25 protein-coding genes are annotated in these 23,203 nt (G+C 72.5%); 15 read left to right on the top strand and 10 right to left on the bottom strand.

Annotated features, from left to right (window positions below):
• Position 1: 1 nt before the first annotated feature.
• Positions 2-1,045: a GNAT family N-acetyltransferase gene (locus G5C51_RS17475; RefSeq protein ID WP_165238356.1), complete on the bottom strand. Its 1,044-nt coding sequence runs from the start codon at positions 1,043-1,045 to the stop codon at positions 2-4.
• A gap of 122 nt (positions 1,046-1,167) precedes the next feature.
• Between G5C51_RS17475 and fdxA the strand changes: the two genes are divergently transcribed.
• Both fdxA and dapC read left to right on the top strand, forming a co-directional pair.
• Positions 1,168-1,494, top strand: a complete 327-nt coding sequence (gene fdxA / locus G5C51_RS17470; RefSeq protein ID WP_165238354.1) for a ferredoxin — start codon at positions 1,168-1,170, stop codon at positions 1,492-1,494.
• A gap of 118 nt (positions 1,495-1,612) precedes the next feature.
• Positions 1,613-2,710 carry a succinyldiaminopimelate transaminase gene (gene dapC, locus G5C51_RS17465; RefSeq protein WP_165238352.1) on the top strand — a complete coding sequence of 366 codons (1,098 nt, stop codon included), beginning with the start codon at positions 1,613-1,615 and terminating at the stop codon, positions 2,708-2,710.
• 75 nt (positions 2,711-2,785) lie between these two features.
• Here dapC and G5C51_RS17460 read toward each other — a convergent pair whose 3' ends face one another.
• Positions 2,786-3,115 (bottom strand): ATP-binding protein, encoded by a 330-nt coding sequence (locus G5C51_RS17460; RefSeq protein WP_165238350.1) that lies wholly within the window; start codon positions 3,113-3,115, stop codon positions 2,786-2,788.
• A 292-nt stretch (positions 3,116-3,407) separates the two neighbouring features.
• Positions 3,408-4,202: a hypothetical protein gene (locus G5C51_RS17455; protein WP_240929728.1), complete on the bottom strand. Its 795-nt coding sequence runs from the start codon at positions 4,200-4,202 to the stop codon at positions 3,408-3,410.
• A 134-nt stretch (positions 4,203-4,336) separates the two neighbouring features.
• Between G5C51_RS17455 and dapE the strand changes: the two genes are divergently transcribed.
• On the top strand, positions 4,337-5,422 hold the full coding sequence (dapE, locus tag G5C51_RS17450; RefSeq protein WP_165238346.1) for a succinyl-diaminopimelate desuccinylase: 1,086 nt from the start codon (positions 4,337-4,339) through the stop codon (positions 5,420-5,422).
• Positions 5,423-5,430: 8 nt separating this feature from the next.
• The gene (locus G5C51_RS17445; protein WP_165238344.1) at positions 5,431-6,189 is read left to right on the top strand and encodes an LOG family protein; all 759 of its coding nucleotides are present in this window, start codon (positions 5,431-5,433) and stop codon (positions 6,187-6,189) included.
• 20 nt (positions 6,190-6,209) lie between these two features.
• Here the strand turns inward: G5C51_RS17445 and folP are convergent, their stop codons facing one another.
• Positions 6,210-7,070, bottom strand: a complete 861-nt coding sequence (gene folP / locus G5C51_RS17440) for a dihydropteroate synthase (protein ID WP_165238342.1) — start codon at positions 7,068-7,070, stop codon at positions 6,210-6,212.
• 139 nt (positions 7,071-7,209) lie between these two features.
• On the opposite strand from folP, the gene G5C51_RS17435 reads away from it, so the two are divergent.
• Positions 7,210-7,587: a DivIVA domain-containing protein gene (locus tag G5C51_RS17435; protein WP_165238340.1), complete on the top strand. Its 378-nt coding sequence runs from the start codon at positions 7,210-7,212 to the stop codon at positions 7,585-7,587.
• Positions 7,580-8,152: a DNA-3-methyladenine glycosylase I gene (locus tag G5C51_RS17430; protein ID WP_165238338.1), complete on the top strand. Its 573-nt coding sequence runs from the start codon at positions 7,580-7,582 to the stop codon at positions 8,150-8,152. The genes G5C51_RS17435 and G5C51_RS17430 overlap by 8 nt, the downstream gene beginning before the upstream one ends.
• Here G5C51_RS17430 and chcB read toward each other — a convergent pair whose 3' ends face one another.
• A complete protein-coding gene (gene chcB / locus G5C51_RS17425) occupies positions 8,153-8,953 on the bottom strand; it encodes a 2-cyclohexenylcarbonyl CoA isomerase (RefSeq protein ID WP_165238336.1) in 801 nt (266 codons plus the stop codon).
• 301 nt (positions 8,954-9,254) lie between these two features.
• Here chcB and G5C51_RS17420 point away from each other — a divergent pair, with 301 nt between their 5' ends.
• Positions 9,255-9,422: a DUF3117 domain-containing protein gene (locus G5C51_RS17420; RefSeq protein WP_003966491.1), complete on the top strand. Its 168-nt coding sequence runs from the start codon at positions 9,255-9,257 to the stop codon at positions 9,420-9,422.
• A 70-nt stretch (positions 9,423-9,492) separates the two neighbouring features.
• On the opposite strand, the gene G5C51_RS17415 is transcribed toward G5C51_RS17420, so the two are convergent.
• Complete coding sequence (locus G5C51_RS17415) at positions 9,493-10,170, bottom strand: class I SAM-dependent methyltransferase (RefSeq protein WP_165238379.1); 678 nt, start codon at positions 10,168-10,170, stop codon at positions 9,493-9,495.
• A 180-nt stretch (positions 10,171-10,350) separates the two neighbouring features.
• Between G5C51_RS17415 and sigE the strand changes: the two genes are divergently transcribed.
• From sigE to G5C51_RS17390, 5 genes are all read left to right on the top strand, one after another.
• Positions 10,351-11,127 (top strand): RNA polymerase sigma factor SigE, encoded by a 777-nt coding sequence (sigE, locus tag G5C51_RS17410; RefSeq protein WP_165238333.1) that lies wholly within the window; start codon positions 10,351-10,353, stop codon positions 11,125-11,127.
• Complete coding sequence (locus G5C51_RS17405) at positions 11,124-11,930, top strand: zf-HC2 domain-containing protein (RefSeq protein WP_165238315.1); 807 nt, start codon at positions 11,124-11,126, stop codon at positions 11,928-11,930. Before sigE ends, G5C51_RS17405 begins: the two co-directional genes overlap by 4 nt.
• Before the next feature lie 239 nt (positions 11,931-12,169).
• Positions 12,170-14,725 (top strand): trypsin-like peptidase domain-containing protein, encoded by a 2,556-nt coding sequence (locus G5C51_RS17400; protein WP_165238313.1) that lies wholly within the window; start codon positions 12,170-12,172, stop codon positions 14,723-14,725.
• Positions 14,726-14,875: 150 nt separating this feature from the next.
• The gene (locus tag G5C51_RS17395) at positions 14,876-15,349 is read left to right on the top strand and encodes a sec-independent translocase (protein WP_165238311.1); all 474 of its coding nucleotides are present in this window, start codon (positions 14,876-14,878) and stop codon (positions 15,347-15,349) included.
• A gap of 104 nt (positions 15,350-15,453) precedes the next feature.
• Positions 15,454-16,086, top strand: a complete 633-nt coding sequence (locus G5C51_RS17390) for a hypothetical protein (protein WP_165238309.1) — start codon at positions 15,454-15,456, stop codon at positions 16,084-16,086.
• A 36-nt stretch (positions 16,087-16,122) separates the two neighbouring features.
• On the opposite strand, the gene G5C51_RS17385 is transcribed toward G5C51_RS17390, so the two are convergent.
• Complete coding sequence (locus G5C51_RS17385; protein WP_165238307.1) at positions 16,123-17,259, bottom strand: Mrp/NBP35 family ATP-binding protein; 1,137 nt, start codon at positions 17,257-17,259, stop codon at positions 16,123-16,125.
• Positions 17,260-17,334: 75 nt separating this feature from the next.
• Between G5C51_RS17385 and G5C51_RS17380 the strand changes: the two genes are divergently transcribed.
• Positions 17,335-18,066, top strand: a complete 732-nt coding sequence (locus G5C51_RS17380) for a hypothetical protein (protein ID WP_165238377.1) — start codon at positions 17,335-17,337, stop codon at positions 18,064-18,066.
• A gap of 10 nt (positions 18,067-18,076) precedes the next feature.
• On the opposite strand, the gene G5C51_RS17375 is transcribed toward G5C51_RS17380, so the two are convergent.
• Positions 18,077-18,571 (bottom strand): hypothetical protein, encoded by a 495-nt coding sequence (locus tag G5C51_RS17375; protein WP_165238305.1) that lies wholly within the window; start codon positions 18,569-18,571, stop codon positions 18,077-18,079.
• Positions 18,572-18,591: 20 nt separating this feature from the next.
• On the bottom strand, positions 18,592-19,725 hold the full coding sequence (locus G5C51_RS17370; protein WP_165238303.1) for a magnesium and cobalt transport protein CorA: 1,134 nt from the start codon (positions 19,723-19,725) through the stop codon (positions 18,592-18,594).
• 445 nt (positions 19,726-20,170) lie between these two features.
• Between G5C51_RS17370 and G5C51_RS17365 the strand changes: the two genes are divergently transcribed.
• Complete coding sequence (locus G5C51_RS17365; RefSeq protein WP_165238301.1) at positions 20,171-20,761, top strand: suppressor of fused domain protein; 591 nt, start codon at positions 20,171-20,173, stop codon at positions 20,759-20,761.
• Positions 20,762-20,770: 9 nt separating this feature from the next.
• Here G5C51_RS17365 and G5C51_RS17360 read toward each other — a convergent pair whose 3' ends face one another.
• Complete coding sequence (locus G5C51_RS17360; protein ID WP_165238299.1) at positions 20,771-21,679, bottom strand: DMT family transporter; 909 nt, start codon at positions 21,677-21,679, stop codon at positions 20,771-20,773.
• Between G5C51_RS17360 and G5C51_RS17355 the strand changes: the two genes are divergently transcribed.
• The gene (locus tag G5C51_RS17355) at positions 21,678-23,141 is read left to right on the top strand and encodes an aminotransferase-like domain-containing protein (RefSeq protein WP_165238297.1); all 1,464 of its coding nucleotides are present in this window, start codon (positions 21,678-21,680) and stop codon (positions 23,139-23,141) included. The two genes, G5C51_RS17360 and G5C51_RS17355, sit on opposite strands and share 2 nt — an antisense overlap.
• The last annotated feature ends 62 nt before the right edge of the window (positions 23,142-23,203 follow it).

Below are 23,203 nucleotides of genomic sequence, written 5' to 3'. Positions count from 1 at the left end.
CTCAGTCCCCGGGCCTGATCCGGTAGTGGTACGCGTGATGGGTGCTGAAGCCGAGCCGGTCGTAGAGCGCCAGCGCGGCTTCGTTGTCCGGTTCCACCTGGAGATACGCCGCCGAGGCGCCCTCGTCCAGGGCCCGCGCGGCCAGCGCCGCCATCACGGCGGTGGCGAGACCGCGGCGGCGGTACGCGGGCGCCACCTCGACGGCGGCGAAGCCGGCCCAGCGGCCGTCGACGACGCAGCGGCCGATGGCGGCCGGGGCGCCCTCCTCGTCGCCGGGCACGGTCGCGAACCAGACGGACGGCCCGCCGTGCAGTACCGCTTCCGCCTCCGGCGGCATGGCGGCGGCGCGGTTATAGAGGGAGAGCCAGGAGCCGTCGGTGGTACGGGACAGCTGCACGGCCTCCCCGGATCCCACGGTCTCCCCGGGCCCCGCGGCTGCTCCCGGCCCCGCCGCCTCATCGGCGACCCGCGCCAGCGCGCCGACCTGCAGCAGCGCCTGCCGGCGCATCCCCCAGCCCCGTTCATCCAGCTCCGCCGCCAGCCGGTCCTCCGTGTCCGCCGCGCCCGTCGACACCTGGACCAGCGCCGGCAGCCCCCGCTCCGCGTACCACGCGTGCACCCGCGCCAGCGCGTCGTCCAGTGGCAGCCCCGGGTCGCCGAGCGCCAGCACCGAGTTGGCCCGGCTCGTAAAGCCGCCCGAGGCGCGCAGCTCCCAGCCGCCGAGACGTTCTGTCTCCACCCCGGGCCAGCCGCGGGCCGCCACCCGGGTGAGCTCCTCGGCGGACGCCGCCGGACCCCGCCGCCGCGCCGGCGCGGCGGGCACCACCTTCCCCGCCACCAGAGTGTCCTCCGCGATCCGGACGATCTCCCCGTCCCGCCTGGTGAGACGCAGGATGCCCGCGTCCCACGATGTGAGCACGCCGATGACATCCGTGAACCGCGCGGCGGGCTCCGGGGACCCGGTCAGGAGCCGCACCGAGACGCGTTTTCCCACGTCAGCCGGGGTGATGCGGACTTCCAGGAGTCCCCGAGTGGTGAATTCCACAGCGCTGTCCGCCCCTCTTGTTCGTTCCGGACCCGGGAACGGAGATACTAGACGCGGGCATCGACGACGCCGCGCTCCCGCGCGCCCAGTGGCACCAGCCCGTATCGAGGAGGAACGACAGCGTGACCTACGTCATCGCAGAGCCTTGTGTCGACCTGAAGGACAAGGCCTGCATCGAGGAGTGCCCCGTCGACTGCATCTACGAGGGCCAGCGGTCCTTGTACATCCACCCGGACGAATGCGTCGACTGCGGGGCCTGCGAGCCGGTCTGCCCGGTCGAGGCGATCTTTTACGAGGACGACACTCCTGAGGAGTGGAAGGACTACTACAAGGCCAATGTGGAGTTCTTCGACGACCTCGGCTCCCCGGGCGGCGCCTCGAAGCTCGGTCTGATCGAGAAGGACCACCCGGTCATCGCGGCACTGCCGCCGCAGGAACACGACGAGTGACCTGCACCATGTTGGTAAGTGCCGCCGTGTGAGTACAGCCTCCAGGTCCCCGTACGGAACAGGCCGTACGGGGACCGGCTTGTCGGCACCGAGCAAGTCTTGAGAAAGGACGTCCGCCGTGCGCGCAGTCTCCGCCCGCCTCCCCGTCTTTCCCTGGGACCGGCTGGAGCCCTATAAAGCCGCCGCGGCCGCGCACCCCGACGGCATCGTCGACCTGTCCGTCGGCACCCCCGTCGACCCGGTCCCGCAGCTGATCCGTACGGCCCTGGCCGACGCCTCCGACAGCCCCGGCTATCCGATGGCCTGGGGCACCCCGGCGCTGCGCGAGGCCATCGCCGGCTGGCTGAAGGGCCGGCTGGGCGTGGCCGCGGACCCGGACGCCACGCTGCCGACGATCGGCTCGAAGGAGCTGGTGGGCTGGCTGCCGACGCTGCTCGGCCTGGAGCCGGGGGACCAGGTGGCGTATCCCGCGCTGGCCTACCCGACGTACGAGATCGGCGCGCTGATGGCGCACGCCGAGGCGGTGTCGTACGCGGACCCGGTCACGGATCTGGACCCGGCCCGCGTGAAGGTGCTGTGGCTGAATACGCCGTCGAACCCGACCGGCCGGACGCTGTCGGCCGACGAGCTGCGCCGGATCGTGGGCTGGGCGCGCGAGCACGGCATCCTGCTGGTCTCCGACGAGTGCTACATCGAGCTCGGCTGGGACGTCGACCCGGTCTCGGTGCTGCACCCGGACGTCTGCGGCGGCTCGCACGAAGGCCTGATCGCGGTGCACTCGCTGTCCAAGCGGTCCAACTTCGCGGGTTATCGCGGGGCGTTCCTGGCCGGCGACCCCGCGGTGATCAAGGAGCTGCTCGGCATCCGGAAGCACACCGGGATGATGGTAGCGAAGCCGGTCCAGGAGGCGATGATCGCCGCGCTCGGCGACCGGGCGCATGTGGTGGAGCAGCGGGAGCGCTACGCCCGCCGGCGCACGGCCCTGCGGACGGCCTTCGAGGCGGCGGGCTTCACGATCGAGCACAGCGAGGCGTCGCTGTACCTGTGGGCCACGCGCGGCGAGAGCTGCTGGGACACGGTCGGCGAGCTGTCCAAGTCCGGGATTCTGGTGGCGCCCGGGGAGTTCTACGGAGAAGCAGGCGCCCGGTTCGTACGGATCGCCTTCACGGCGACGGACGAGCGGGTGGCGGCGGCGGTGGCGCGGCTGAACGGCTAGCGAAGCGGCCGGAACGCGGTAGGGGCCCATGCGAGCTGGTTGCTCGCTGGGCCCCTACCGCGTAGTGCCGGTTGCTCAGCCGAGGCCGCCGGCGAGCGGGAGGCCGCCCTGGGCCACGCCGCCGACGGTCTGGCCCGCGGCGCCCTGGGCGGCGGGCAGCACCTTGCCGGTGGCGGTGGGCAGCACCTCGCCGGTGGCGGTGCCGGCCAGGCCGCTGGCGGTCTCCGTGGCGGTGCCGACGGTGTCACCGGCGGTGTCGCTCACGGAGTTGGTGTCGAGTCCGCCGGCACCCACGACGGGCAGCTCGGCGGCGGAGGCAGCGCCGGCAGCGCCAACCGAGGTGGCCGCGCCGGCGACGACGATGAGCGCGGCCTGGGCGATCCGACGCGAGATGGGGAGGGACATGCTGCTCCTTTAACGGAGGGATTCTGGTTCGACGTTGCCCGCCGGAGCGGACGCCGTGACTACCGCGTGACTTCCCGGAAGGTTGCGGTCCGCCAAGGTAAAGAGTTGGTAATGCGTCGCATAATGTGTTTCAGCGCAAAAACGGGCAAAGGGGATCTCGGCGGGAGGTCGCGAAGGGCGCCATCACCTGCTGTTTCGCGGGTTGTTGGGCTGCTGGGGCGGGGTGCCCGAGGGGGTGGTCGAGACGTGGACCCTGCTTGATCCGGTTGCCCCGGTCAGGGGACGGATCGCACTAGTGAGTGGTCACGAGTCGTACATGGCCGGCGTCTGAATTGCCCTTTTTCTGCCAGCCGTTGTCTCCGCCGGACGTCCAGGTCCGGCCGGCGTAGGAGACCTGCTCCAGCCGGAGGGTGGTGGCGTGGGCCACCGCCCAGTGCGCCAACTGCCAGCCGCTCTCGGCGCGGTTGGCGTCGGCGGGGACGCGGAGGGTGCCCTCGGCCTCGGGCCCGCTGCCGGATGCCGCGGCGGCCGGCTCCTGGTCGGGTACGAGGTCCTTGCCGAACTCCCTTGTCAGCTGGGCGCGTACCTGCTTCGTGGTCGCGGGCGCGGTCTCCTCGCCTTCCCCCGTGGTGCAGTTGAGGGCGGCCCGCTCGCGGCCGGTGAAGGCCGCGGCGAGCAGCGTGGCGGAGGTCTCGTGCTTGGCGTACGCCTGCGGATAGCCGCTGCGCTGCACCTCCTGGGCGGCCACGGTCAGCGGCAGCCGGGAGTAGCCGGGGATCTTGACCAGGTGGTCGTAGAAGCGGCCGGACGCGTACACCGGGTCCTGGATCTGCTTCGCGGAGCCCCAGCCCTGCGACGGGCGCTGCTGGAAGAGGCCGAGCGAGTCGCGGTCGCCGTGCGCGATGTTGCGCAGCTCGGACTCCTGCATGGCGGTGGCGAGCGCGATGGTCACGGCGCGCGTCGGGAGGCGGCGGGAGGCCGCGACGGCGGAGATGGTGGCGGCGTTGGCGGCCTGGTCGGGATCGAGGTCGTACGCGCCGGTGGCGGTCTCGACCTCGCAGTGCGCCGGGCCGGGATCGGTGGTCATGCGGATGACCACATACGCCGCGCCCAGCGCGAGAACCAGCGCGAGGACGACGAGGGTGCGAGGGCGGCGTACTGACACGTAGGTACGGTAGCGCGGCGGCCTGTGCCGGTGGGGCGGCGGCTATCGTTCCCCGTATGCCCCAGCTTGATCTTTCGCTCGACGCCGCCCAGCTCACCGCCCAGCTCGTGGACATCCCGTCGGTCAGCCGGGAGGAGAAAGTCCTCGCCGACGCCGTCGAGACCGCGCTGCGGGAGCTCCCGCACCTGGAGGTCCTCCGCGACGGCAACGCCGTCGTCGCGCGGACCGCACTGGGCCGCGCCGAGCGGGTCGTGCTCGCCGGGCACCTGGACACGGTGCCGATCGCGGACAACGTGCCCTCCCGCCTGGAGGACGGAATCCTCTGGGGCTGCGGCACCTCCGACATGAAGAGCGGAGTCGCGGTGCAACTGCGCATCGCGGCGACGGTCCCCGAGCCGAACCGGGACCTGACCTTCGTCTTCTACGACCAGGAGGAGATCGAGGCCGACGCCAACGGCCTCAAGCGGCTGGCCGAGAAGCACCCCGAGTGGCTGGCCGGCGACTTCGCCGTGGTCCTGGAGCCGTCCAGCGGCGAGATCGAGGGCGGCTGCCAGGGCACGCTCCGGGTGCTGCTGCACACGACGGGGGAGCGGGCCCACTCGGCGCGCAGCTGGATGGGCCGGAACGCCATCCACGGAGCGGCGCCGATCCTGGAGCGGCTGGCGGCGTACGAGCCGCGGCGGGTGGAGATCGACGGGCTCGAATACCGCGAGGGCCTCAATGCGGTACGGATCGAGGGCGGGGTCGCGGGCAATGTGATCCCGGACGCCTGCACCGTGACCGTGAACTTCCGGTACGCCCCCGACCGGGGCGAGGACGAGGCGCTCGCGCATGTGCGGGAGGTCTTCGACGGGCTGTACGAGGACCTCGTCGTGGACGACAGCTCGCCAGGGGCGCTGCCGGGCCTCGGCCGCCCCGCGGCGGCCGCCTTCATCGAGGCGGTCGGCGGCACGCCGCAGCCGAAGTACGGCTGGACGGACGTGGCGCGCTTCTCCGCGCTGGGGGTGCCGGCGGTCAACTACGGACCCGGCGACCCGAATTACGCGCACAAGCGCGACGAGCACGCGCACGTCGACAAGATCCTGCACTGCGAGGAGCGGCTGCGCGCCTGGCTTACGCTGAACGGGAGTAACCCGGCGTAAGGAGCACCATGGGAGAAGACGTCACGGAGCAGCGGCTCGGCCCCGTCGTGCGGCGGCGCAGCCGGATCCAGCGGTCCACGATGGACCAGCACCTGCTGGACAGCAGGGAGCGGTCGGCCGAGTACATCCACGACGATCCGTGGCGGGTGCTGCGGATGCAGGCCGAGTTCGTGGAGGGCTTCGGGGCGCTCGCCGAGGTGGGCGCCGCGATCAGCGTCTTCGGCTCGGCCCGTACGCCCGCGGACTCGCCCGAATACGCGGCCGGGGTGGCGATCGGGAAGGCGCTGGTGGAGGCCGGTTTCGCGGTCATCACCGGCGGCGGGCCCGGCGCCATGGAGGCGGCGAACAAGGGCGCGCTCGAGGCGGGCGGCCTGTCGGTCGGCCTCGGCATCGAGCTGCCCTTCGAGCAGGGCCTGAACAAGTACGTCGACCTGGGCGTGAACTTCCGCTACTTCTTCGTACGCAAGACGTGCTTCGTGAAGTACGCGCAGGGGTTCGTGGTGCTGCCCGGCGGGCTCGGCACGATGGACGAGCTCTTCGAGGCGCTCACCCTGGTGCAGACGAAGAAGGTCACCCGCTTCCCGATCGTGCTGTTCGGCTCCGAGTACTGGGGCGGGCTGATCGACTGGCTGCGCAAGACGGTCATCGCGCAGGGCAAGGCGGGCGAGAAGGACCTGGACCTCTTCCATGTCACGGACGACGTGACCGAGGCGGTGCGGCTGGTGACGAAGGAGACCGGGCCGGGAGCGAACCTGTACGAGGTCTGAGGCCCTCGGGGCCCGCGGGCTTACGCCAGCCCGCGCCGGGCCACCGCCGGCGGGCGGTGGCCCGCGATGGACGCCACCATGTCGAGGATCTGCTTCGTCTCGGCGACCTCGTGCACCCGGTAGACCTGCGCGCCGAGCCAGGCGGAGACGGCGGTGGTCGCGAGGGTGCCCAGGACCCGTTCCTTGACCGGCTTGTCGAGGGTCTCGCCGACGAAGTCCTTGTTGGAGAGGGAGACCAGCACGGGCCAGCCGGTGGCGGTCATCTCCTCCAGCCGGCGGGTGGCCTCGAGGCTGTGCCGGGTGTTCTTGCCGAAGTCGTGCCCCGGGTCGATGAGGATGCCATCGCGTCGTACGCCCAGCTCCACGGCCCGCTCGGCCAGGCCGAGGGTGACGCGGAGGATGTCCGCCATCACATCCTCGTACGCGATCCGGTGCGGCCGGGTGCGCGGCTGCACGCCGCCGGCGTGGGTGCACACCAGTCCTGCGCCGTGCCGCGCGGCGACCTCGGCGAGCCGCGGATCGACGCCGCCCCAGGCGTCGTTGAGCAGGTCGGCGCCCGCCGCGCAGGCGGCGTCGCCGACCTCGTGCCGCCAGGTGTCGACGCTGATGACGACGTCGGGATGGCGGCGGCGCACCTCGGCGATGAACGGGATCGTCCGCCGGATCTCCTCCGCGGTCGTCACCTCGTCCCCGGGCCCGGCCTTGACCCCGCCGATGTCGATGATCGCGGCGCCCTCGGCGACCGCCTGCTCGACGCGGGCGAGCGCCGGCTCGTCGCGGAAGGTGGCGCCCTTGTCGTAGAAGGAGTCCGGGGTCCGGTTCACGATGGCCATGATCACGGCCTCGTACGCACCGAACTCCCGCCGCCCCAAGCGCAGCATCGCGCTCCTCCTTCGTAAGCTCCGTGGCTGTGCCACCGACCTTAAGGTCTGCCTCGGGCAGACCTTAACCGTGGCCGCGTTGTCGGTGGGACGTGGCACGATCGGGGCAGACAATCGACGGACCAACGGGGAGTCGTTCGTGTTCTGGTTCTTGCTGATCGCCATGGTGGCGGTGGTCGCTGCCGTCACGCTGCTGCTGGTCGGCGGCGGAGGCGGCGAGCTCACGGAGCCGCAGCCCGACCGGTTGTACGACCCGCTGCCCGACGACCGCCCGGTCGGCCGGGCGGACGTGGAGGCGCTGCGACTGCCGATGGCGCTGCGCGGCTACCGGATGTCCGATGTGGACGACGCCCTCGACCGCCTCGGCGCCGAGCTCGCGGAGCGCGACGCACGCATCGCGACGCTGGAGTCGCAGCTGGCCGGGGCCCGGTCCGCGGCGATGGGTGCCGCGCCGGGGCCGGTGCTGCCGCAGGACGCGATGCCGCCGGCCGGCGGCGAGGTGTTCGGCGATGAGTGAGGCCCTCGCGGGCCCGGACGGCCTGCTGCGCTGCCCATGGGGCCTGTCCGCGCCGGACTATGTCGCGTACCACGACGAGGAGTGGGGCCGCCCGGTCCACGGCGACGACGCCCTCTTCGAGCGGCTGAGCCTGGAGGCCTTCCAGTCCGGCCTGTCGTGGCTGACGATCCTGCGCCGGCGCGAGGGCTTCCGCGCGGCCTTCGCGGGCTTCGAGATCGCGAAGGTGGCCACGTACGGCGAGGCGGACGAGCAGCGCCTGCTGGCGGACGAGGGCATCATCCGCAACCGCCTGAAGGTGGCGGCCACGATGGCGAACGCCAAGGTGCTCGCCGAGTGGAAGCCGGGCGAGCTGGACGAGCTGATCTGGTCGTACGCCCCGGAGCCGGCCGGTAGGCCGGCCCCGAAGCGACTGGCGGACGTCCCGGCCGTGACGCCGGAGTCGACGGCCCTGTCGAAGGAGCTGAAGCGCAGAGGCCTGCGCTTCGTCGGCCCGACGACGGCGTACGCACTGATGCAGGCGTGCGGCCTGGTGAACGACCACCTGGCGGACTGCCACGCGAGGTGACTAGCGCCCCAGGTAACGCGGGGTCTCCTTCTTGAGGAACGCCTCCACCGCGATCCGGTGGTCCTCCGAGGCCCCCGCGCGGGTCTGGAGCTCGTCCTCCTTCTCCAGCGTCTCGGCGAGACCATGTCCCGCTCCGTACGCAAGCGACTCCTTGATCGCCGCGTAAGCGACCGTCGGCCCCTCCGCCAGCCGCCGCGCCACCGCCGCCGCCTCCTTCGCCAGGTCCGCCGCCGGCACGACCACATTCGCGATCCCGAGCGCGAGCGCCTCCTCCGCCTTTACGGACCGGGGGAAGAGCAGCAGGTCAGCCGCCCGCCCGTGTCCCACCAGGCGCGGCAGCGTCCACGACACCCCGGAGTCCGCGGTCAGCGCGACCCCGGCGAACGACGTATTGAACGACGCCGTGTCCGCCACCACCCGGTAGTCCGCCGCGAAGGCCAGCCCGGCCCCGGCACCCGCCGCGACCCCGTTCACGCCCGCCACCACCGGCTTCGGCATCGTGGTCAGCGCCTCGACGACGGGGTTGTAGTGCTCCCGCACCGTGCTCATCGTGCGGCCCTCGCCGCTCTCCCGGTCCGCCGACAGCGACGCCACATGCTCCTTGAGGTCCTGCCCCACGCAGAACGCCCGCCCGGACCCGGTGAGCAGCACGGCCCGTACGCCCGGATCCGCCGCCGCCCGCCGCACGGCGTCGCGCAGCGCGACCTTGGCGTCGGTGCTGAGCGCGTTCATCGCGTCGGGACGGTTCAGGGTCACGGTCGCCAGACCGGCCTCGACCTCGTACAGCACGGCATCGCTCATCAGGCATCTCCTCGGCATCGGCGGCGGCTCGTAAAAGCCATCGTGCCGCCGTTCAGCCCTCCGCGGGGATGTGATGTACGGCATATCTCCGCGCCGTTCGAGCACGGCGCCCGGTAACGAGAAGGACGCAGTATGGCAGGCGCATCGGCGAATTGGGACGTTTTGCGGGAGAAGAAGGGCCGGTGCGGCCGAAGGGATGCGCCTCGATGTTGGTCATCGGGGCCCACGATGCGGGATAATGGCCGAGAAGCACTGTGTTCGATACCGGTGTGATGAGCTGGTTTCAGGAAGGGGAACGAGCATGGCGGCCATGAAGCCGCGGACGGGCGATGGCCCGCTCGAGGTGACCAAGGAGGGGCGGGGCATCGTCATGCGCGTTCCGCTCGAGGGCGGCGGGCGGCTCGTCGTCGAGCTGACGCCGGATGAGGCCGACGCTCTCGGCGACGCTCTCAAGAAGGTCGTGGGCTGAACTCAAGCCTCGTCCCCCCTGTGACGCTGCCCCGACCGGTCTCCGGTCGGGGCGGTTCTCTTTTCAGGGGTTACGTGCCCCGCTTCACCGCGCACAGCAGCCCGTCCCCCACCGGCAGCAGCGCCGGCACCAGCTCCGGGCTCTCCTTCACCGCGCGTAGCAGCTCGCGCAGCTGCGCCACCTCGCCGGGCTGCGCGCCCGGCGCCCCGACCGTACGGCCCTCGGCGAAGACGCCTTCGAAGCACACCAGGCCGCCGGGCCGCAGCAGGCGCAACGATTCAGCTAGGCAGTCCAGGCACTCGGTGCGGTCGCCGTCGACGAAGACCATGTCGTATCCGCCGTCGGCAAGACGGGGCAGCACGTCCATGGCCCGGCCGACGATGATCCGCGCCCGGTTCGCGGCGAAGCCCGCCGCGCGGAAGGCCTGGCGGGCGAACTGCTGCCGCTCCGGCTCCGGATCGACCGTCGTCAGCACGCCGTCCGCGCGCATGCCCTGCAGCAGATGGATGCCGGAGACCCCGGTGCCGGTGCCGATCTCGGCGACGGCCTTGGCGTCGGCGGTGGCGGCCAGCAGCCGCAGGGCGGCGCCGGTGCCGGGGGTCACGGTGCGTACGCCGGAGTCGCGGGCCCGCTGCCGTGCCCACAGCAGCGCCTCGCTCACCGCGCCCCGGTCGCTCTCGGCCGGCCCGGTGCCCGCTGCGCCGTAGCCTTCCGCGAACGACCAGTTCGCCTGCCGGTTGCCAGAAATGGCAGTCTCCCGTCCCCGTCCGACGTCGAACGTGACTGTATCCGCTGCGGTCGGGAACCTGCCGTCGGGACCGGGCGTTAGGCAGTTCGTCGGGTCACGCTTACGACGGGCTTACGCTCCGCCGGACGCGGCAAAAACCAGGGCAGATGAGCTTATCCGGAGCTAACGGGCGAGGTGGTTATGGTAGGGGGCCTACTGGACATCACCAGAGCCACAAGGGGAGGTGCGGCCACGTCCAGCCTCGGCGGAGCGCGACCGCGTTTCCGCAGGCTAAAGGGCGAGCCACAATCCGTGACCGACACCGCTGACAGCACCCGTACCGCCGACTCCGCTCCCGCCGCGGCCGCCGACGTCAAGACGGCCCGTTTCACCGTGGACGACAAGTCGGCCCAGGGGTGGACTCCGCCTTCATGGGAGGAGATCGTCAGCACCCACTCGGGCCGCGTCTACCGCCTCGCCTACCGTCTGACGGGCAATCAGCACGACGCCGAGGACCTCACCCAGGAGGTCTTCGTCCGCGTCTTCCGCTCCCTGTCGACGTACACGCCGGGCACCTTCGAGGGCTGGCTGCACCGCATCACGACCAACCTGTTCCTGGACACCGTGCGCCGCAAGCAGCGGATCCGCTTCGACGCGCTCGGCGACGACGCCGCGGAGCGGCTGCCGTCCAAGGAGCCCACCCCGCACCAGCACTTCAATGACACCCACTTCGACGCCGACGTCCAGCAGGCGCTGGACACCCTTGCGCCGGAGTTCCGCGCCGCGGTCGTGCTCTGCGACATCGAGGGCCTGTCGTACGAGGAGATCGCCGCCACCCTCGGCGTGAAGCTGGGCACCGTCCGCAGCCGTATCCACCGCGGCCGTTCGCACCTGCGCAAGGCGCTGCAGCACCGCTCGCCCGAGGCGCGTGCGGAGCGCGTCGCGTTCGCCGTGGCAGGGGAGGGCGGGATCGCGTGACCACCTCGGGCGGGTCTTCGCCTGCCGAGCACCACCTGGGTGACCGGCTCGCGGCGCTGGTCGACGGCGAACTGTGCCACGACACCCGCGACCGGGTGCTGGCGCACCTGGCCACCTGCCCGAAGTGCAAGGCGGAGGCGGACGCGCAGCGGCGGCTGAAGAGCGTGTTCTCGGCCGCGGCCCCGCCGCCCCCCTCGGCCGGCCTGCTGGCCCGGCTGCAGAACCTGCCCGGTCTCGACGACGACGAACTCACCCCCGGCGGCGGCAATCCCTTCCGCCCCGACCCGGCCGCCGACCTGACCCCGGTGCCGCGCACGCGCGCGGCCGAGCTGGTCGCGGCCGGTGAGATGGGCGGCGCGGAGCAGGGGTTCCGCATCCACGAAATAGCGCGACCTGGTTCGGCTTCGCGCGGCCGCCGCTTCGCCTTCGCCGCCGCCGGTGCGGTGTCCTTCGCGGCGATCGCGCTGGGCGGGGCGCTGCCGATCGAGGCGGCGGTCGACTCCAGCGGCACCCCGGACGGCGGCCGCGGCGGCCTCACCACCCCGGCCGGCTCCGGCTCGGGCGCGGACGCCGGGCAGGTCGCTCCGAGCGCGACGCCGGGCGGCGGCGCGCAGGCGGACGAGCGGGACCGCCGCGGCCCGCGCACGATGGTCTATCCCTATACGGCACCGGCCTCGCCGGAGTCCGTCTTCTACACGCCGGTGCTCCCGGTCGTATCGAACTCGCAGCTCGCGCCGGCCGCCTCCGCGCTGTCGCCGGGGTCATCCGGGGCGTCGGGCAGCGGCCCCGCGGCGGGCCGCTAGCCGGGGTCCGGGTGCCGTGGCCCGGGTGCCGGCGCCTTCACCCGGGGTTCACCCTGGGAACACGGTGCGTTTTGCAGGGAAGTCGAGGCTGGCCGGGCCGTGCGGTCGAGCGCGTAGACCTGGTTGAATCTGCTGGGCCGTCCGGTGCCGATACGGTTGCCGGGCCGTGAGCGATTGGGGCGTCCCCTGCTCGGGCACAGCGAGAGCCTGGGGAAGCGTGCGAACTGGTTGGGGAGAACATGGGCGAGGAGAAGCCGAAGTGGCAGCGCGACGAGCGCGGCCCGCACGACTCCGAGGCCGACCTGGCCAGTCTCCATGAGGCGCGCCGGGCCGCGAGGTCCTGGCGGACCGGCGACGCGGGCGACGCCGACGACACGGATGCCGCTGACGCGGCGAATCGTTCACGCGACGTGCCACCACAGCGGGCGGCGGGCGCGGACGACGCAGACCGGGGCGCTGCCCCGGGCCCCGGCAGTGGACAGGCCTCGGGCGGTGGACGGGCCTCGGGCGGCGGACAGGCCTCGGGCGGCGGACAGGCCTCCGGCGGTGGACAGGCCTCCGGCGGTGGACAGGCCTCCGGCGGTGGACAGGCCTCCGGCGGTGGACAGGCCTCCGGCGGTGACGCGCGCGGCGCTTCCGCCTCCGGCGGCGATACGCGTGGCGGCGACGCGGCCCCGGGCCGCCCGCCGGGCGGCGACCGGCCGACGGCGCAGCTGCCGCGGATCGCGGACGACGCGCCTGGGGCGGCGGCCCCTGCGAGAGGCTCGTCGCAGCGCGCGGGGGACGACCGGGGGACCGGCGACCGCACCACCCAGAGCCTGGCTGAGCAAGGCGCAGAACCCGGCGGCGCCGACCAGCCGGCGGCCCAGGGCGCTCCCGCGTCCAGCCCGCAGGAAGGCGCGAGCCCGCGCCCCGCGGGCGGCAGCCGGCCCGGCTCCGGCGAACGCCCAGCCACCTCGGCCTCGGGTCCCAGCGGCCCTGTCGCTGCCCCTGGCGCCTCGGCCTCGGACCCCGCGGCCCCCGGCGCCTCGGCTTCCGACAGCAGTCCCGCCTCCGGCCAGGGCGCCCCGGGTGACCGCGAGGCCCCCGCATCCGACCGGGGCGAGGCGGCCCGTAGGGCTGACCACTCCGCCCCCGCGCCTGAGCGCGGCCCCAACGACCGTGCCGGGCAGGGTGGTTACGGCTACCCGGGCGACCGCGCCGGTGCCCCGTCTGCCCCCGAGCGCGGCGATGGCCCCAACGACCGCTCCGGAAGGGGCGGTTACGGCTACCCCGGTGGCCGCGAAGGCGCGTCGCCCGCACCCGGCAATCCCTACGCCGCCCCCGCGCAGGGCGGCGGCATCCCCGGGCCGCGTGGCCCGCAGCACGCGCCGCCGGCCGGCCAGGGCGGCCGGCCCGGCCCGCAGGGCGCGGGCCCGCACGGCAGCCCGCAAGGTGCAGGCCCGCATGCTCCCGGATCGCAAGCAGGCGGCCCGCAGGGCCCCGGTCCGCACGGCCCGGGCCCGCAAGGCCCCGGACCTCAAGCCGGTCCGCAGGGCCCCGGCGGCCCCACCCCTCAGCCTGGCCCGTACGGCCCCGGCGGCCCCAGCCACCCGCAGGGCGGCGGCCCAACCCCCGCCCAGGCCTGGCACCGCTACGACCCCTGGAGCGCTCCCCAGGCCCCGCTCTACGACGCCCCGCCGCGACGCCGTCGCGGGCGGTCCATCGTCTCCGGCATCATCATCGCCGTCCTCGCCGGTGGCATCGGTGGCGGCGTCGGGGCCTACGTCGAGCGCAACGGCGGCGTAGGCGACGTCAGTCTCGATCAGGCGCCGCAGGACGACGAGGCCGTCAAGCGGGACCCCGAGTCCGTGGCCGGGATCGCCGCCAAGGCGCTGCCGGGGGTGGTCACCATCCACACCCGCGGCAGCAGCGAGCAGGGCACCGGCACCGGCTTCGTGCTCAACAACAACGGGCACATCCTCACCAACAACCACGTCGTCGAGCCCGCCGCCTCCGACGGCGACATCACCGTCACCTTCAGCGGCGGCGAGTCCCGCAAGGCCACCATCGTCGGCCGCGACTCGGGCTATGACCTCGCCGTCATCAAGGTGGGCGGCGTTACGGGCCTGAAGCCGCTGAAGCTCGGCAATTCCGACTCCGTCGCCGTCGGCGACCCGGTGGTCGCCATCGGCGCCCCGTACGACCTCGCCAACACCGTCACGTCCGGGATCATCAGCGCCAAGGAGCGCCCGATCACCGCCGGCGGGGAGAAGGGCGACGGCAGCGACATCTCGTACGTGAACGCGCTGCAGACCGACGCCCCCATAAACCCGGGCAATTCGGGCGGCCCGCTGATGGACGGCAAGGGCCGGGTCATCGGCATCAACAGTGCCATCCGCGGCGCCGACAACGGGACCGAGGGCGAAGGCGGCGGCCAGGGCGGGTCCATCGGGCTGGGCTTCGCCATACCCGTCAATCAGGGCAAGCGGGTCGCCGAGGAGCTGATCAACACCGGCAAGGCCACCCACCCCGTGATCGGCGTCACCCTCGACATGAAGTACACCGGCGACGGCGCCAAGGTCGGCCAGGAGAGCGGCGGGAAGTCGCCGGTCACCGAGAACGGCCCGGCGGACGACGCGGGCATCGAGCCCGGCGACGTGATCACCAAGGTGGACGGCGACCGGGTGCACAACGGCGAGGAGCTGATCGTCAAGGTCCGCAGCCACCGCCCCGGCGACAAGCTGAAGCTGACCGTCGAGCGCGACGGCAGCGAGCGCAGCATCGAGGTGACGCTGGGCTCGGCGGGCGGCTGAGGCGGCCGGCAGGTAAACGTCAGGCAATGGCGGGGGTGCCGGGCCCGATGCCCGGTCCGCGGCACTCCCGCCATGGCATCGTTGCCAGGTACCGTTAGGTGGCCCCGGAACCGGCCGGGCCCGCGCAATGGACATCGCAAGGAGTGACAGGTGTTCTTCGATATAGGACCCCTTGAGCTGGTCACGCTCATCATCCTCGCGGTGCTCGTCTTCGGCCCCGACAAGCTGCCGAAGGTGATCCAGGACGCGGCGCGGATCATCCGCAAGGTGCGGGAGTTCTCCGACAGCGCCAAGGACGACATCCGCAAGGAGCTCGGCCCCGAGTTCAAGGACTTCGAGTTCGAGGACCTCAACCCCAAGAACTTCGCCCGCAAGCACCTCCTGGAGAACGAGGACATCAAGGAGCTGCGCAACGGCTTCGACCTCAAGAAGGAGATGGCGGAGGTCACCGAGGCGGCCAAGACCGTCGGCGAGGTCCGGGACGACGACACGTCTTCTTCGGCCACCTCCAGCTCCTCCGGACGGACCAGCCTGACCAAGGGCGAACCCGGTCCTGACCTGCGTAAAGACACGGACGGCAAGGACAAGGACGACCGGCCGCCGTACGACGCCGACGCCACCTGATCGGCTCAGATATCAGACCAGATGCCTGTCCGCCCGTATGCGGGTGGATATCCTCCTGTCTCGATGACCATTCGTGAATGGGCAGGGCGAGGAGGCTGTGCGCAGTGGAGACGACGAGTCGGTCCGGGACCATTGGTGAGTCCGGGCCGCGGGGGGTCGACGAGTATCTGCGGGCGTCGTTCCCCTGGTACGGACTGGACGAGGCCTTTACCGGCCGCCGCTGGCTGCTGCGTACCGGCAGCGCCGCGGACGGCGAGATCGAGCACGGCTCGGTGGGGCACGGCGACGAGCCGTCCTTCGTGGCCGAGGCGGGCATGCGCGACCACCGCTTCACGGTGGTGACCACGGTGGCGAGCCGGCCGGTGCGGCGCTCCGCGGACGGCACGGGCGTGCTGGACGCGACATCGGTGTCGTCGGCCGCCTGGCTGGCCGGCTCCGGGCTGCTGAGCTGCACCTGGCCGCAGCACATGGAGCGCTCCATGCGCGAGGACTGGCTGGGGCAGCAGACCGCGGTGGCGTGGGAGCTCGCCGACGACCTGGAGGGGCCCGGCTGGTCGACGCTGGCGCTGCCGGTCGACGGGGAGCCGGTGCCGTTCCACTACCGCGAGTCGGAGTACGGCTGGGTGCTCGCCGGGTCCACGCAGAACAACGTGCACCTGGGCGCGTACGGGCGCGGGATGAGCGCCTACGGGCTGGCCTTCAGCGTGATCAAGGACATCGCGGGCTATACGGGTTGAGCCGAGGTGGGCCCCCGCCGGGGGCCCACCGCCCGCTCAGAACTTGTTCTTCGGCGTGAGCCCCAGCGTCATGCCCGACAGGCCGCGCTGGCGCCCGCCGAGCTTGCCGGCGACCGCGCGGAGTGCCGCGCCCGCCGCGGAGTCGGGGTCGGTGAGGACCACCGGCTTGCCCTCGTCGCCGCCCTCGCGCAGGCGCACGTCGATCGGGATCGAGCCGAGCACCGGGACGTTGGCGCCGGTGGACTTCGTCAGGCCCTCGGCGACGCGCTCGCCGCCGCCCGTACCGAAGACGTCGACCATCTCGCCGCAGTGCGGGCAGGGCAGCCCGGCCATGTTCTCGACGACGCCGACGATCTTCTGGTGGGTCTGTACGGCGATGGCGCCGGCCCGCTCGGCCACCTCGGCGGCGGCCTGCTGCGGGGTGGTGACGACGAGGATCTCGGCGCTCGGGATGAGCTGCGCGACCGAGATGGCGATGTCGCCGGTGCCGGGCGGCAGGTCGAGCAGCAGCACGTCCAGGTCGCCCCAGTAGACGTCGGCGAGGAACTGCTGCAGCGCGCGGTGCAGCATCGGGCCGCGCCAGACCACGGGGGCGTTGCCCGGGGTGAACATGCCGATGGAGATGACCTTCACGCCGTTCGCGGACGGCGGCATGATCATGTTCTCGACCTGGGTGGGCTTGCCGTCGGCGCCGAGCATGCGGGGCACGCTGTGGCCGTAGATGTCCGCGTCGACGACGCCGACCTTGAGGCCGTCGGCGGCCATCGCCGCGGCCAGGTTGACGGTGACGGACGACTTGCCGACACCGCCCTTGCCGGACGCCACGCAGTACACCCGCGTCAGGCTGCCCGGCTTGGCGAACGGGATCTCGCGCTCGGCGGTGCCGCCGCGCAGCGCGGTGGCGAGCTCCTTGCGCTGCTCGTCGCTCATCACATCGAGCGTGACTGTGACGGACGTCACGCCCTCAACGCCCTGTACCGCCTCGGTCACGCGTTGCGTGATGGTGTCCCGCATCGGACAACCCGAGATGGTGAGATACACGGTCACGGCGACCGAGCCGTCCGTCCCGATCTCTACCGACTTGACCATGCCGAGTTCGGTGATCGGCCGGTGGATCTCCGGGTCGTTCACCGTAGCGAGCGCGGCACGCACGCCGTCTTCTGTGGGAGCCATGCCCCAAGCGTACGGCTGCGGCGGGGAGGGCGGGAAAGTCAGGTCCATCACTCGACCGGTACGCTGCACCGCGTGATGAGGAAAGCAGTGGCACCGGCGGCCGTGCTCTGCGCCGCGATGCTCACTGCGGTGACAGGTTGCGCCGACGATCCCGACGAGGGCACCAACGGCGTCGGCAAGCTGTCGGCCTCCGAGATCAAGGCCAAGACGATGGCCGCGGCGGGCAAGGCCTCGTCGGTACGGCTCGAGGGCAGCGTCGTCAGCTCGGGCCGCGTCTACAAGCTGGACATGCGGCTGACCCGCAACGGCGGCACCGGCGAGGTGTCGTCGAAGGACGGCACGTTCACGCTGCTGCGGATAGACAAAGCGCTGTACATGAAGGCCGGCAGCGAGTTCTGGCTGAAGCAGTCCACCGGCGAGAAGGACGCGGACTCCAAGGCCGACAAGGTGGCGGCGGAGAAGCTCAGCGGCAAGTACGTGCGGGTGCCGGGCACCGACGCCGCGTACAAGCAGCTGTCCGGCTTCACACAGATGCAGGTGCTGCTCGACGGGCTGCTGACGATGCACGGCAAGGTCGAGACCGGCGACCGCGCGGAGGTCGGCGGCGTACGGACCATCCAGCTGTCGGCGGGCGGCGGCAAGGGCGGCACGCTCGACGTGTCGCTGGAGGGCGCGCCGTATCCGATGCGCCTGAAGCGCGCGGGGGGCGCGGGGGTTGTGGAACTCGCCCAGTGGGGCGAGGAGTTCGCGGTCAAGCCGCCGAACAAGGGCGAGGTCGTGGATTACGGGGAGAAGGTCGACTCGTAGCCGGGGGCTGCTAGCGGCGCGCCTTGCGGCGGAAGAGCAGCCGCGGCAGTGCCGCCGGGATCGGCCGCCGGGTGACGGCGGGCGAGGACACCGGCGGGGCGGCGAGCGAGCCGTCAGGGGCTTCCGTATCGGCGGGGCCCGACGCCTCCAGGCGCAGCAGCCGGCACTCCTTCGCCCAGCGCTCGACGGCCTTCTCGCCGTCATGCGCGTTGAGCCGCTTGCCCTTGAGCTCGGCGGCCGCTGCCTGCCAGGCCTCGCTGTCCGGGGCGAGTTCGGTGATACGGACCGGCCAGCTGACGAGGCGGCCGCCCTTGTCCTTGCTGCGCGCGACGATGACCGCCGTACCGCCGTCGTCGAGCCCGTCGAGCGGCTGCTCGGCGGGGCCGTCGCCGAGGACGTGCACGGCGCCTTCGTGCCAGACGTGCCACAGCGCGCGGCCCTCGATCCAGAGCAGGCCGGACTTCTTGGCGGCTTCTTCGATCAGGGCATTGCCGATCAGCGTCATACGGTCGAGGCTAGCGTCCTTCACAGCCAGCCGTTGCGCCGGAACCCGCGATGGATCGTGAAGCAGATGACGACGATCACGGTCATCACGGCGGGGTAGCCGTAGCGCGAGTGGAGCTCCGGCATGTAGTCGAAGTTCATGCCGTAGATGCCGGCGATCATCGTCGGGACCGCGAAGATCGCCGCCCACGAGGTGATCTTGCGCATGTCCTCGTTCTGCGCCACGGTCGCCTGCGCGAGGTTGGCCTGCAGGATGGAGTTCAGCAGGTCGTCGAAGGACGCCACCTGCTCGTGCACCCGGGCGACGTGATCCGCCACGTCCCGGAAGTACTTCTGGATCTCCGCGTCCACGAACCGCATCGGCCGCTCGGACAGCAGCTGCATCGGCCGCAGCAGCGGCGCCACGGCGCGCTTGAACTCCAGCACCTCGCGCTTGAGCTGATACACCCGCCCCGCGTCGCCGCCGCGCCGGCCACGCGAACCTTCCCCAGTCTTCGACCGGGGATGCCCCATGGGCGAGAAGACGTCGATCTCGACCTCGTCGATGTCGGTCTGGACGGCGTCGGCGACGCAGAGATACGAGTCCACGACCTGGTCGGCGATCGCGTGCAGGACCGCGCTCGGCCCCTTGGACAGCAGCTCGGAGTCCTCCTCCAGCCGGTGCCGGAGGGAGCGCAGCGAGCCCTGGCCGCCGTGCCGGACGGTGATGATGAAGTCCCGCCCGGTGAAGCACATCACCTCGCCGGTCTCCACCACCTCGCTGGTGGCGGTGAGCTCGGCGTGCTCGACGTAGTGGATGGTCTTGAAGACGGTGAAGAGCGAGCCGTCGTACGGCTCCAGCTTCGGCCGCTGGTGCGCCTGGATGGCGTCCTCCACGGCGAGCGGGTGCAGGCCGAACTCCTTGGCGATGCCCTGGAATTCGTCCTCGGTCGGCTCGTGCAGCCCGATCCAGGCGAAGCCGCCGGTGGCGCGCACCGCCCGCATCGCCTCGGCGGGGGAGAGCCGCTCGGTGACCCGGCGGCCGTGCCGGTAGACCGCGCAGTCGACGATGGCGCTGCCGGTGGCGGGGTCACGGGTGAAGTCGTAGCTGTACGCCGACTTGCCCCGCTGGCGGACGGGACGGACGGCGGCTCGCAGGTCGCGGATCATCGACATGGGCAGGCTCCTTCGCGATTCCGCGCCAACGCGAAATGCAGGCAGCGCTGCCCGGAATGGGGACCTACGTGCTCCGTTACGCGTACGTCCGCAAAGCGGGCACCGCTGAAAAGCGCGGTGGCGGCATGGTGCTGTGACAGGTGTTCGGGAACAGCTGCTCAACCGTCGGACGGGCGTGCCGTGGGGAGAAGGAGAGTCTCAGCAGGCGTGGAGTGGGACGGAAGAGCCGCTGGTACTGCAAGGTCGACTAGGGTCCACCTCAGCGCCACCTCCTCCGGTCCGGTCCCTCGAGGGGACGTTTGCCGATGCGTAATCGTGGGCAAGCTAATCCACTTGCCTTGACGCGCTTGCCAAGGTTACCAGCCGACCATACGCCTCAGTGGCCGGTATGACGCCCGCGGCGGCCGTTGTTCGTCCGATGTACGCACGCTCTATGCTCGGCCGCATGGCGACCGCAGACGTACTCGCGCTCGTAGAGGCGCGCCTGACCTCGGCATTCGGCGAGCCCGACGCGCGGGCGGGGGTGACCTTCCTCGGCACCGAACCGCTCGAGGTGCTGCGCTTCTCGGAGGCCCCGCTGGTCCGTTACGCCACGCTGGGCATGTCCGCCGCGCCGATGGTCGACCCGTCGGCCGCGCTGGCGGATCCGGTGCGGGGGCCGCGGGCCGAGCTGCTGCTGACCGTACGGGCCGGGGACGCGGATACCGACAAGGTGCTGAAGCCGCTCGCCGTGCTGGCCGCGTCGCCGCAGGTCGAGGGCGTCGTGGTGGCGCCCGGGGCGTCGCTGGATCTGGGCGAACCGCTGTGGCCCGGGGCGCCGTTCACGTCGGTGCTGGTGGCTGAGTCCGGCGGGCTGGTCGAGGACCTGGAGCTGGACGAGCCGATGGAGCCGGTGCGCTTTCTGCCGCTGCTGCCGATGACGCCCAATGAGGCCGCGTGGAAGCGGGTGCACGGGGCGGAGGCGCTCCAGGAGCGCTGGCTGGAGCGGGGGACGGATCTGCGGGATCCGCTGCGGGGGTCGGTGGACCTGGGCTGAGCCCGGCGCTCACTTGCGCTGGGTCACCGCGATGCAGGCCAGCACCACCACCGCGGTCAGCGGTGCCGCCGGGGCCAGGTCCTCGCCCAGCAGGGACACCGCCCACACCAGGGTCAACAGCGGCTGCGCCAGCTGCAGCTGGCTGGCGCGCCCGACGCCGATCAGGGCCATGCCGCGGTACCAGACGACCAGGCCGAGCACCTGCGACCCGATGGCCAGCCACAGCAGCCCCGCGATCGTGTGGCCGGTGAACTCGGCGGGCTCCTGGCTCAGCGCCAGGATCGCGCCGGGCACCGACAGCGGCAGGCACAGCACCAGCGCCCAGCTGATGACCTGCCAGCCGGGCATCGTACGGGCCAGTCGGCCGCCCTCGCCGTAACCCGCCGCGCAGATCAGCAGCGCACCGAAGAGGTAGAGGTCCGCGACGCTCACGCCGCCACCGCCCTCGGAGAGGGTGAAGGCGACCACGGCGGCCGCGCCGGCGAGGGCCGCGATCCAGAAGGTGCGCGAGTGCCGGGCGCCGGTCCGTAGCGCCGAATACGTGGCCGTGGTGAGCGGGAGCAGGCCGACCACCACGGCGGCGTGCGAGGTGGTGGAGGTGGTCAGGGCGAGCGTGGTCAGCAGCGGGAAGCCGATCACCACGCCTGCGGCGACGACGGCGAGGCCCGCCCAGTGCGTACGGGCCGGGGGACGCACACGCAGCACCAGGAGCGCCACCCCGACGAGCGCGGTCGCCAGCACCAGCCGGGTCATCGTGACCGACCAGGGCCCGAGCCCGTCCAGCGCCCAGGCGGTGCCCGGGAAGGTGAGGGAGAAGGCGACGACGCCGAGCGCGGCGAGCACCGTGCCGCGGAGGGTGGTGCCGGTGCCCGGAACCGCTATCGTGCTGGTGGCAATAGCGCTATCGTGTGCTGTCATGCAACAGCGTAGCAGTGCGCGGGAATTGACAAACACCCTGCGCGATGAGGTAAAGCGCTACTCGCCGGGTGAGAAGCTGCCGTCGAGCCGGGCGCTCGTGGAGCGGCATCGCGTCAGCCCCGTAACCGTCTCGCGGGCGCTCGCCGCGCTCGTCGCCGAGGGCCTCGTCGCCACCCGGCCGGGCGCGGGCGCCTTCCGGGCGGAGCCGCACGCCGGGGCCGTGCCCTCCGGGGATACGTCCTGGCAGGAGGTCGCCCTCAGCGCCGACGCGGCGGGCGGTCTGGTGCCGCGTACGGTCGACGCCACCGGCGTCCTGGTCACCCTCGCGACCCCGCCGCCCGGCGTGATCGAGCTCAGCGGCGGCTATCTGCACGCGAGTCTGCAGCCGGAGCGGGCGATGGCCGCCGCGCTGGCGCGGGCCGGGCGGCGGCCCGGGGCGTGGGAGCGGCCGCCGATCGAGGGGCTGCTGGAGCTGCGCGAGTGGTTCGCGCGGGAGATCGGCGGGGCGGCCGGGGCGGTGGCCGCGGCCGACGTGCTGATCACGGCCGGCGGGCAGAGCGCGCTGACCGCCGCGCTGCGGGCGCTGGCGCCGCCCGGGGCGCCGGTGCTGGTGGAGTCGCCGACGTATGCGGGGATGCTGGCCGCCGCGCGGGCCTCCGGGCTGCGCCCGGTGCCGGTCCCGGTGGACGCGGACGGCGTGCGGCCCGAGCTGCTGGCGGAGGCCTTCCGGGCGAGCGGGGCGCGGATGTTCGTCTGCCAGCCGCTGTTCCAGAATCCGACCGGTGCCGTGCTCTCCGCCGAGCGCGGCCGGGAGGTGCTGCGGATCGCCCGGGAGGCCGGGGCGTTCGTGGTCGAGGACGACTTCGCGCGCCGGCTGGTGCACGAGGACGCGGGCCCGCTGCCGCCGACGCTCGCGTCGCTGGACGCGGACGGCGTCGTCGTGCACCTCAACTCCCTCACCAAGGCCACCTCCCCGAGCTTGCGTGTCGGCGCTTTGGCGGCTCGCGGGCCGGCGCTGCGGCGGCTGCGGGCGCTGCAGGTCGTCGACAGCTTCTTCGTCCCGCGCCCGCTGCAGGAGGCCGCGCTGGAGCTGGTCGGGGCGCCGGCGTGGGGGCGCCATCTGCGGACGGTCGGCGGGGAGCTGCGGGTGCGGCGGGAGGCGCTGCTGGCCGCGCTGGCTGCGCTGGCGCCGATGGGCGCGGAGGGCCCGGTGGTCACGCACGTACCCGCCGGGGGATTTCACGTGTGGCTGCGGCTGCCCGACGGGGTCGACGAGGCGGAGCTGGTCGCGGCCGCGCTGCGGCGCGGAGTCGCGGTCGGGCCGGGCCGGCCGTACTTCCCGGCCGAGCCGCCCGCCGGACATCTGCGGCTGAGCTTCATCGCGGTGGCCGGGATGGGGGAGTTGGCGGAGGGCGTGCGGAGGCTGCGGGAGGCGTACGACGAGGTCGCCGGGGTCAGGTGAGCGGGCGGCTGTGGGCGTGGCGCGTGAAAGCCCCGCCGCCCGGGGGAGGGGAGCACTCCCGG

This window comes from Streptomyces coryli (genome assembly GCF_011044975.1).
Classification (GTDB): domain Bacteria; phylum Actinomycetota; class Actinomycetes; order Streptomycetales; family Streptomycetaceae; genus Streptomyces; species Streptomyces coryli.
The sequence above is the reverse complement of the archived record's forward strand: the minus strand, read 5'-3'. Positions and strand labels throughout refer to the sequence as shown.

Coding starts and splice junctions, on each gene's coding strand:
- G5C51_RS17460 (WP_165238350.1), bottom strand. CDS start 3,115: ATGTCCCTCCCCATCTCGCGTCGGATCGCCCAGGCCGCGCTCATCGTC.
- G5C51_RS17455 (WP_240929728.1), bottom strand. CDS start 4,202: ATGACCACCGATCCCGGCCCGGCGCACTGCGAGGTCGAGACCGCCACC.
- dapE (WP_165238346.1), top strand. CDS start 4,337: ATGCCCCAGCTTGATCTTTCGCTCGACGCCGCCCAGCTCACCGCCCAG.
- G5C51_RS17445 (WP_165238344.1), top strand. CDS start 5,431: ATGGGAGAAGACGTCACGGAGCAGCGGCTCGGCCCCGTCGTGCGGCGG.
- folP (WP_165238342.1), bottom strand. CDS start 7,070: ATGCTGCGCTTGGGGCGGCGGGAGTTCGGTGCGTACGAGGCCGTGATC.
- G5C51_RS17430 (WP_165238338.1), top strand. CDS start 7,580: ATGAGTGAGGCCCTCGCGGGCCCGGACGGCCTGCTGCGCTGCCCATGG.
- chcB (WP_165238336.1), bottom strand. CDS start 8,953: ATGAGCGATGCCGTGCTGTACGAGGTCGAGGCCGGTCTGGCGACCGTG.
- G5C51_RS17420 (WP_003966491.1), top strand. CDS start 9,255: ATGGCGGCCATGAAGCCGCGGACGGGCGATGGCCCGCTCGAGGTGACC.
- sigE (WP_165238333.1), top strand. CDS start 10,351: ATGGTAGGGGGCCTACTGGACATCACCAGAGCCACAAGGGGAGGTGCG.
- G5C51_RS17400 (WP_165238313.1), top strand. CDS start 12,170: ATGGGCGAGGAGAAGCCGAAGTGGCAGCGCGACGAGCGCGGCCCGCAC.
- G5C51_RS17385 (WP_165238307.1), bottom strand. CDS start 17,259: ATGGCTCCCACAGAAGACGGCGTGCGTGCCGCGCTCGCTACGGTGAAC.
- G5C51_RS17380 (WP_165238377.1), top strand. CDS start 17,335: ATGAGGAAAGCAGTGGCACCGGCGGCCGTGCTCTGCGCCGCGATGCTC.
- G5C51_RS17375 (WP_165238305.1), bottom strand. CDS start 18,571: ATGACGCTGATCGGCAATGCCCTGATCGAAGAAGCCGCCAAGAAGTCC.
- G5C51_RS17370 (WP_165238303.1), bottom strand. CDS start 19,725: ATGTCGATGATCCGCGACCTGCGAGCCGCCGTCCGTCCCGTCCGCCAG.
- G5C51_RS17365 (WP_165238301.1), top strand. CDS start 20,171: ATGGCGACCGCAGACGTACTCGCGCTCGTAGAGGCGCGCCTGACCTCG.
- G5C51_RS17355 (WP_165238297.1), top strand. CDS start 21,678: ATGCAACAGCGTAGCAGTGCGCGGGAATTGACAAACACCCTGCGCGAT.
- G5C51_RS17360 (WP_165238299.1), bottom strand. CDS start 21,679: ATGACAGCACACGATAGCGCTATTGCCACCAGCACGATAGCGGTTCCG.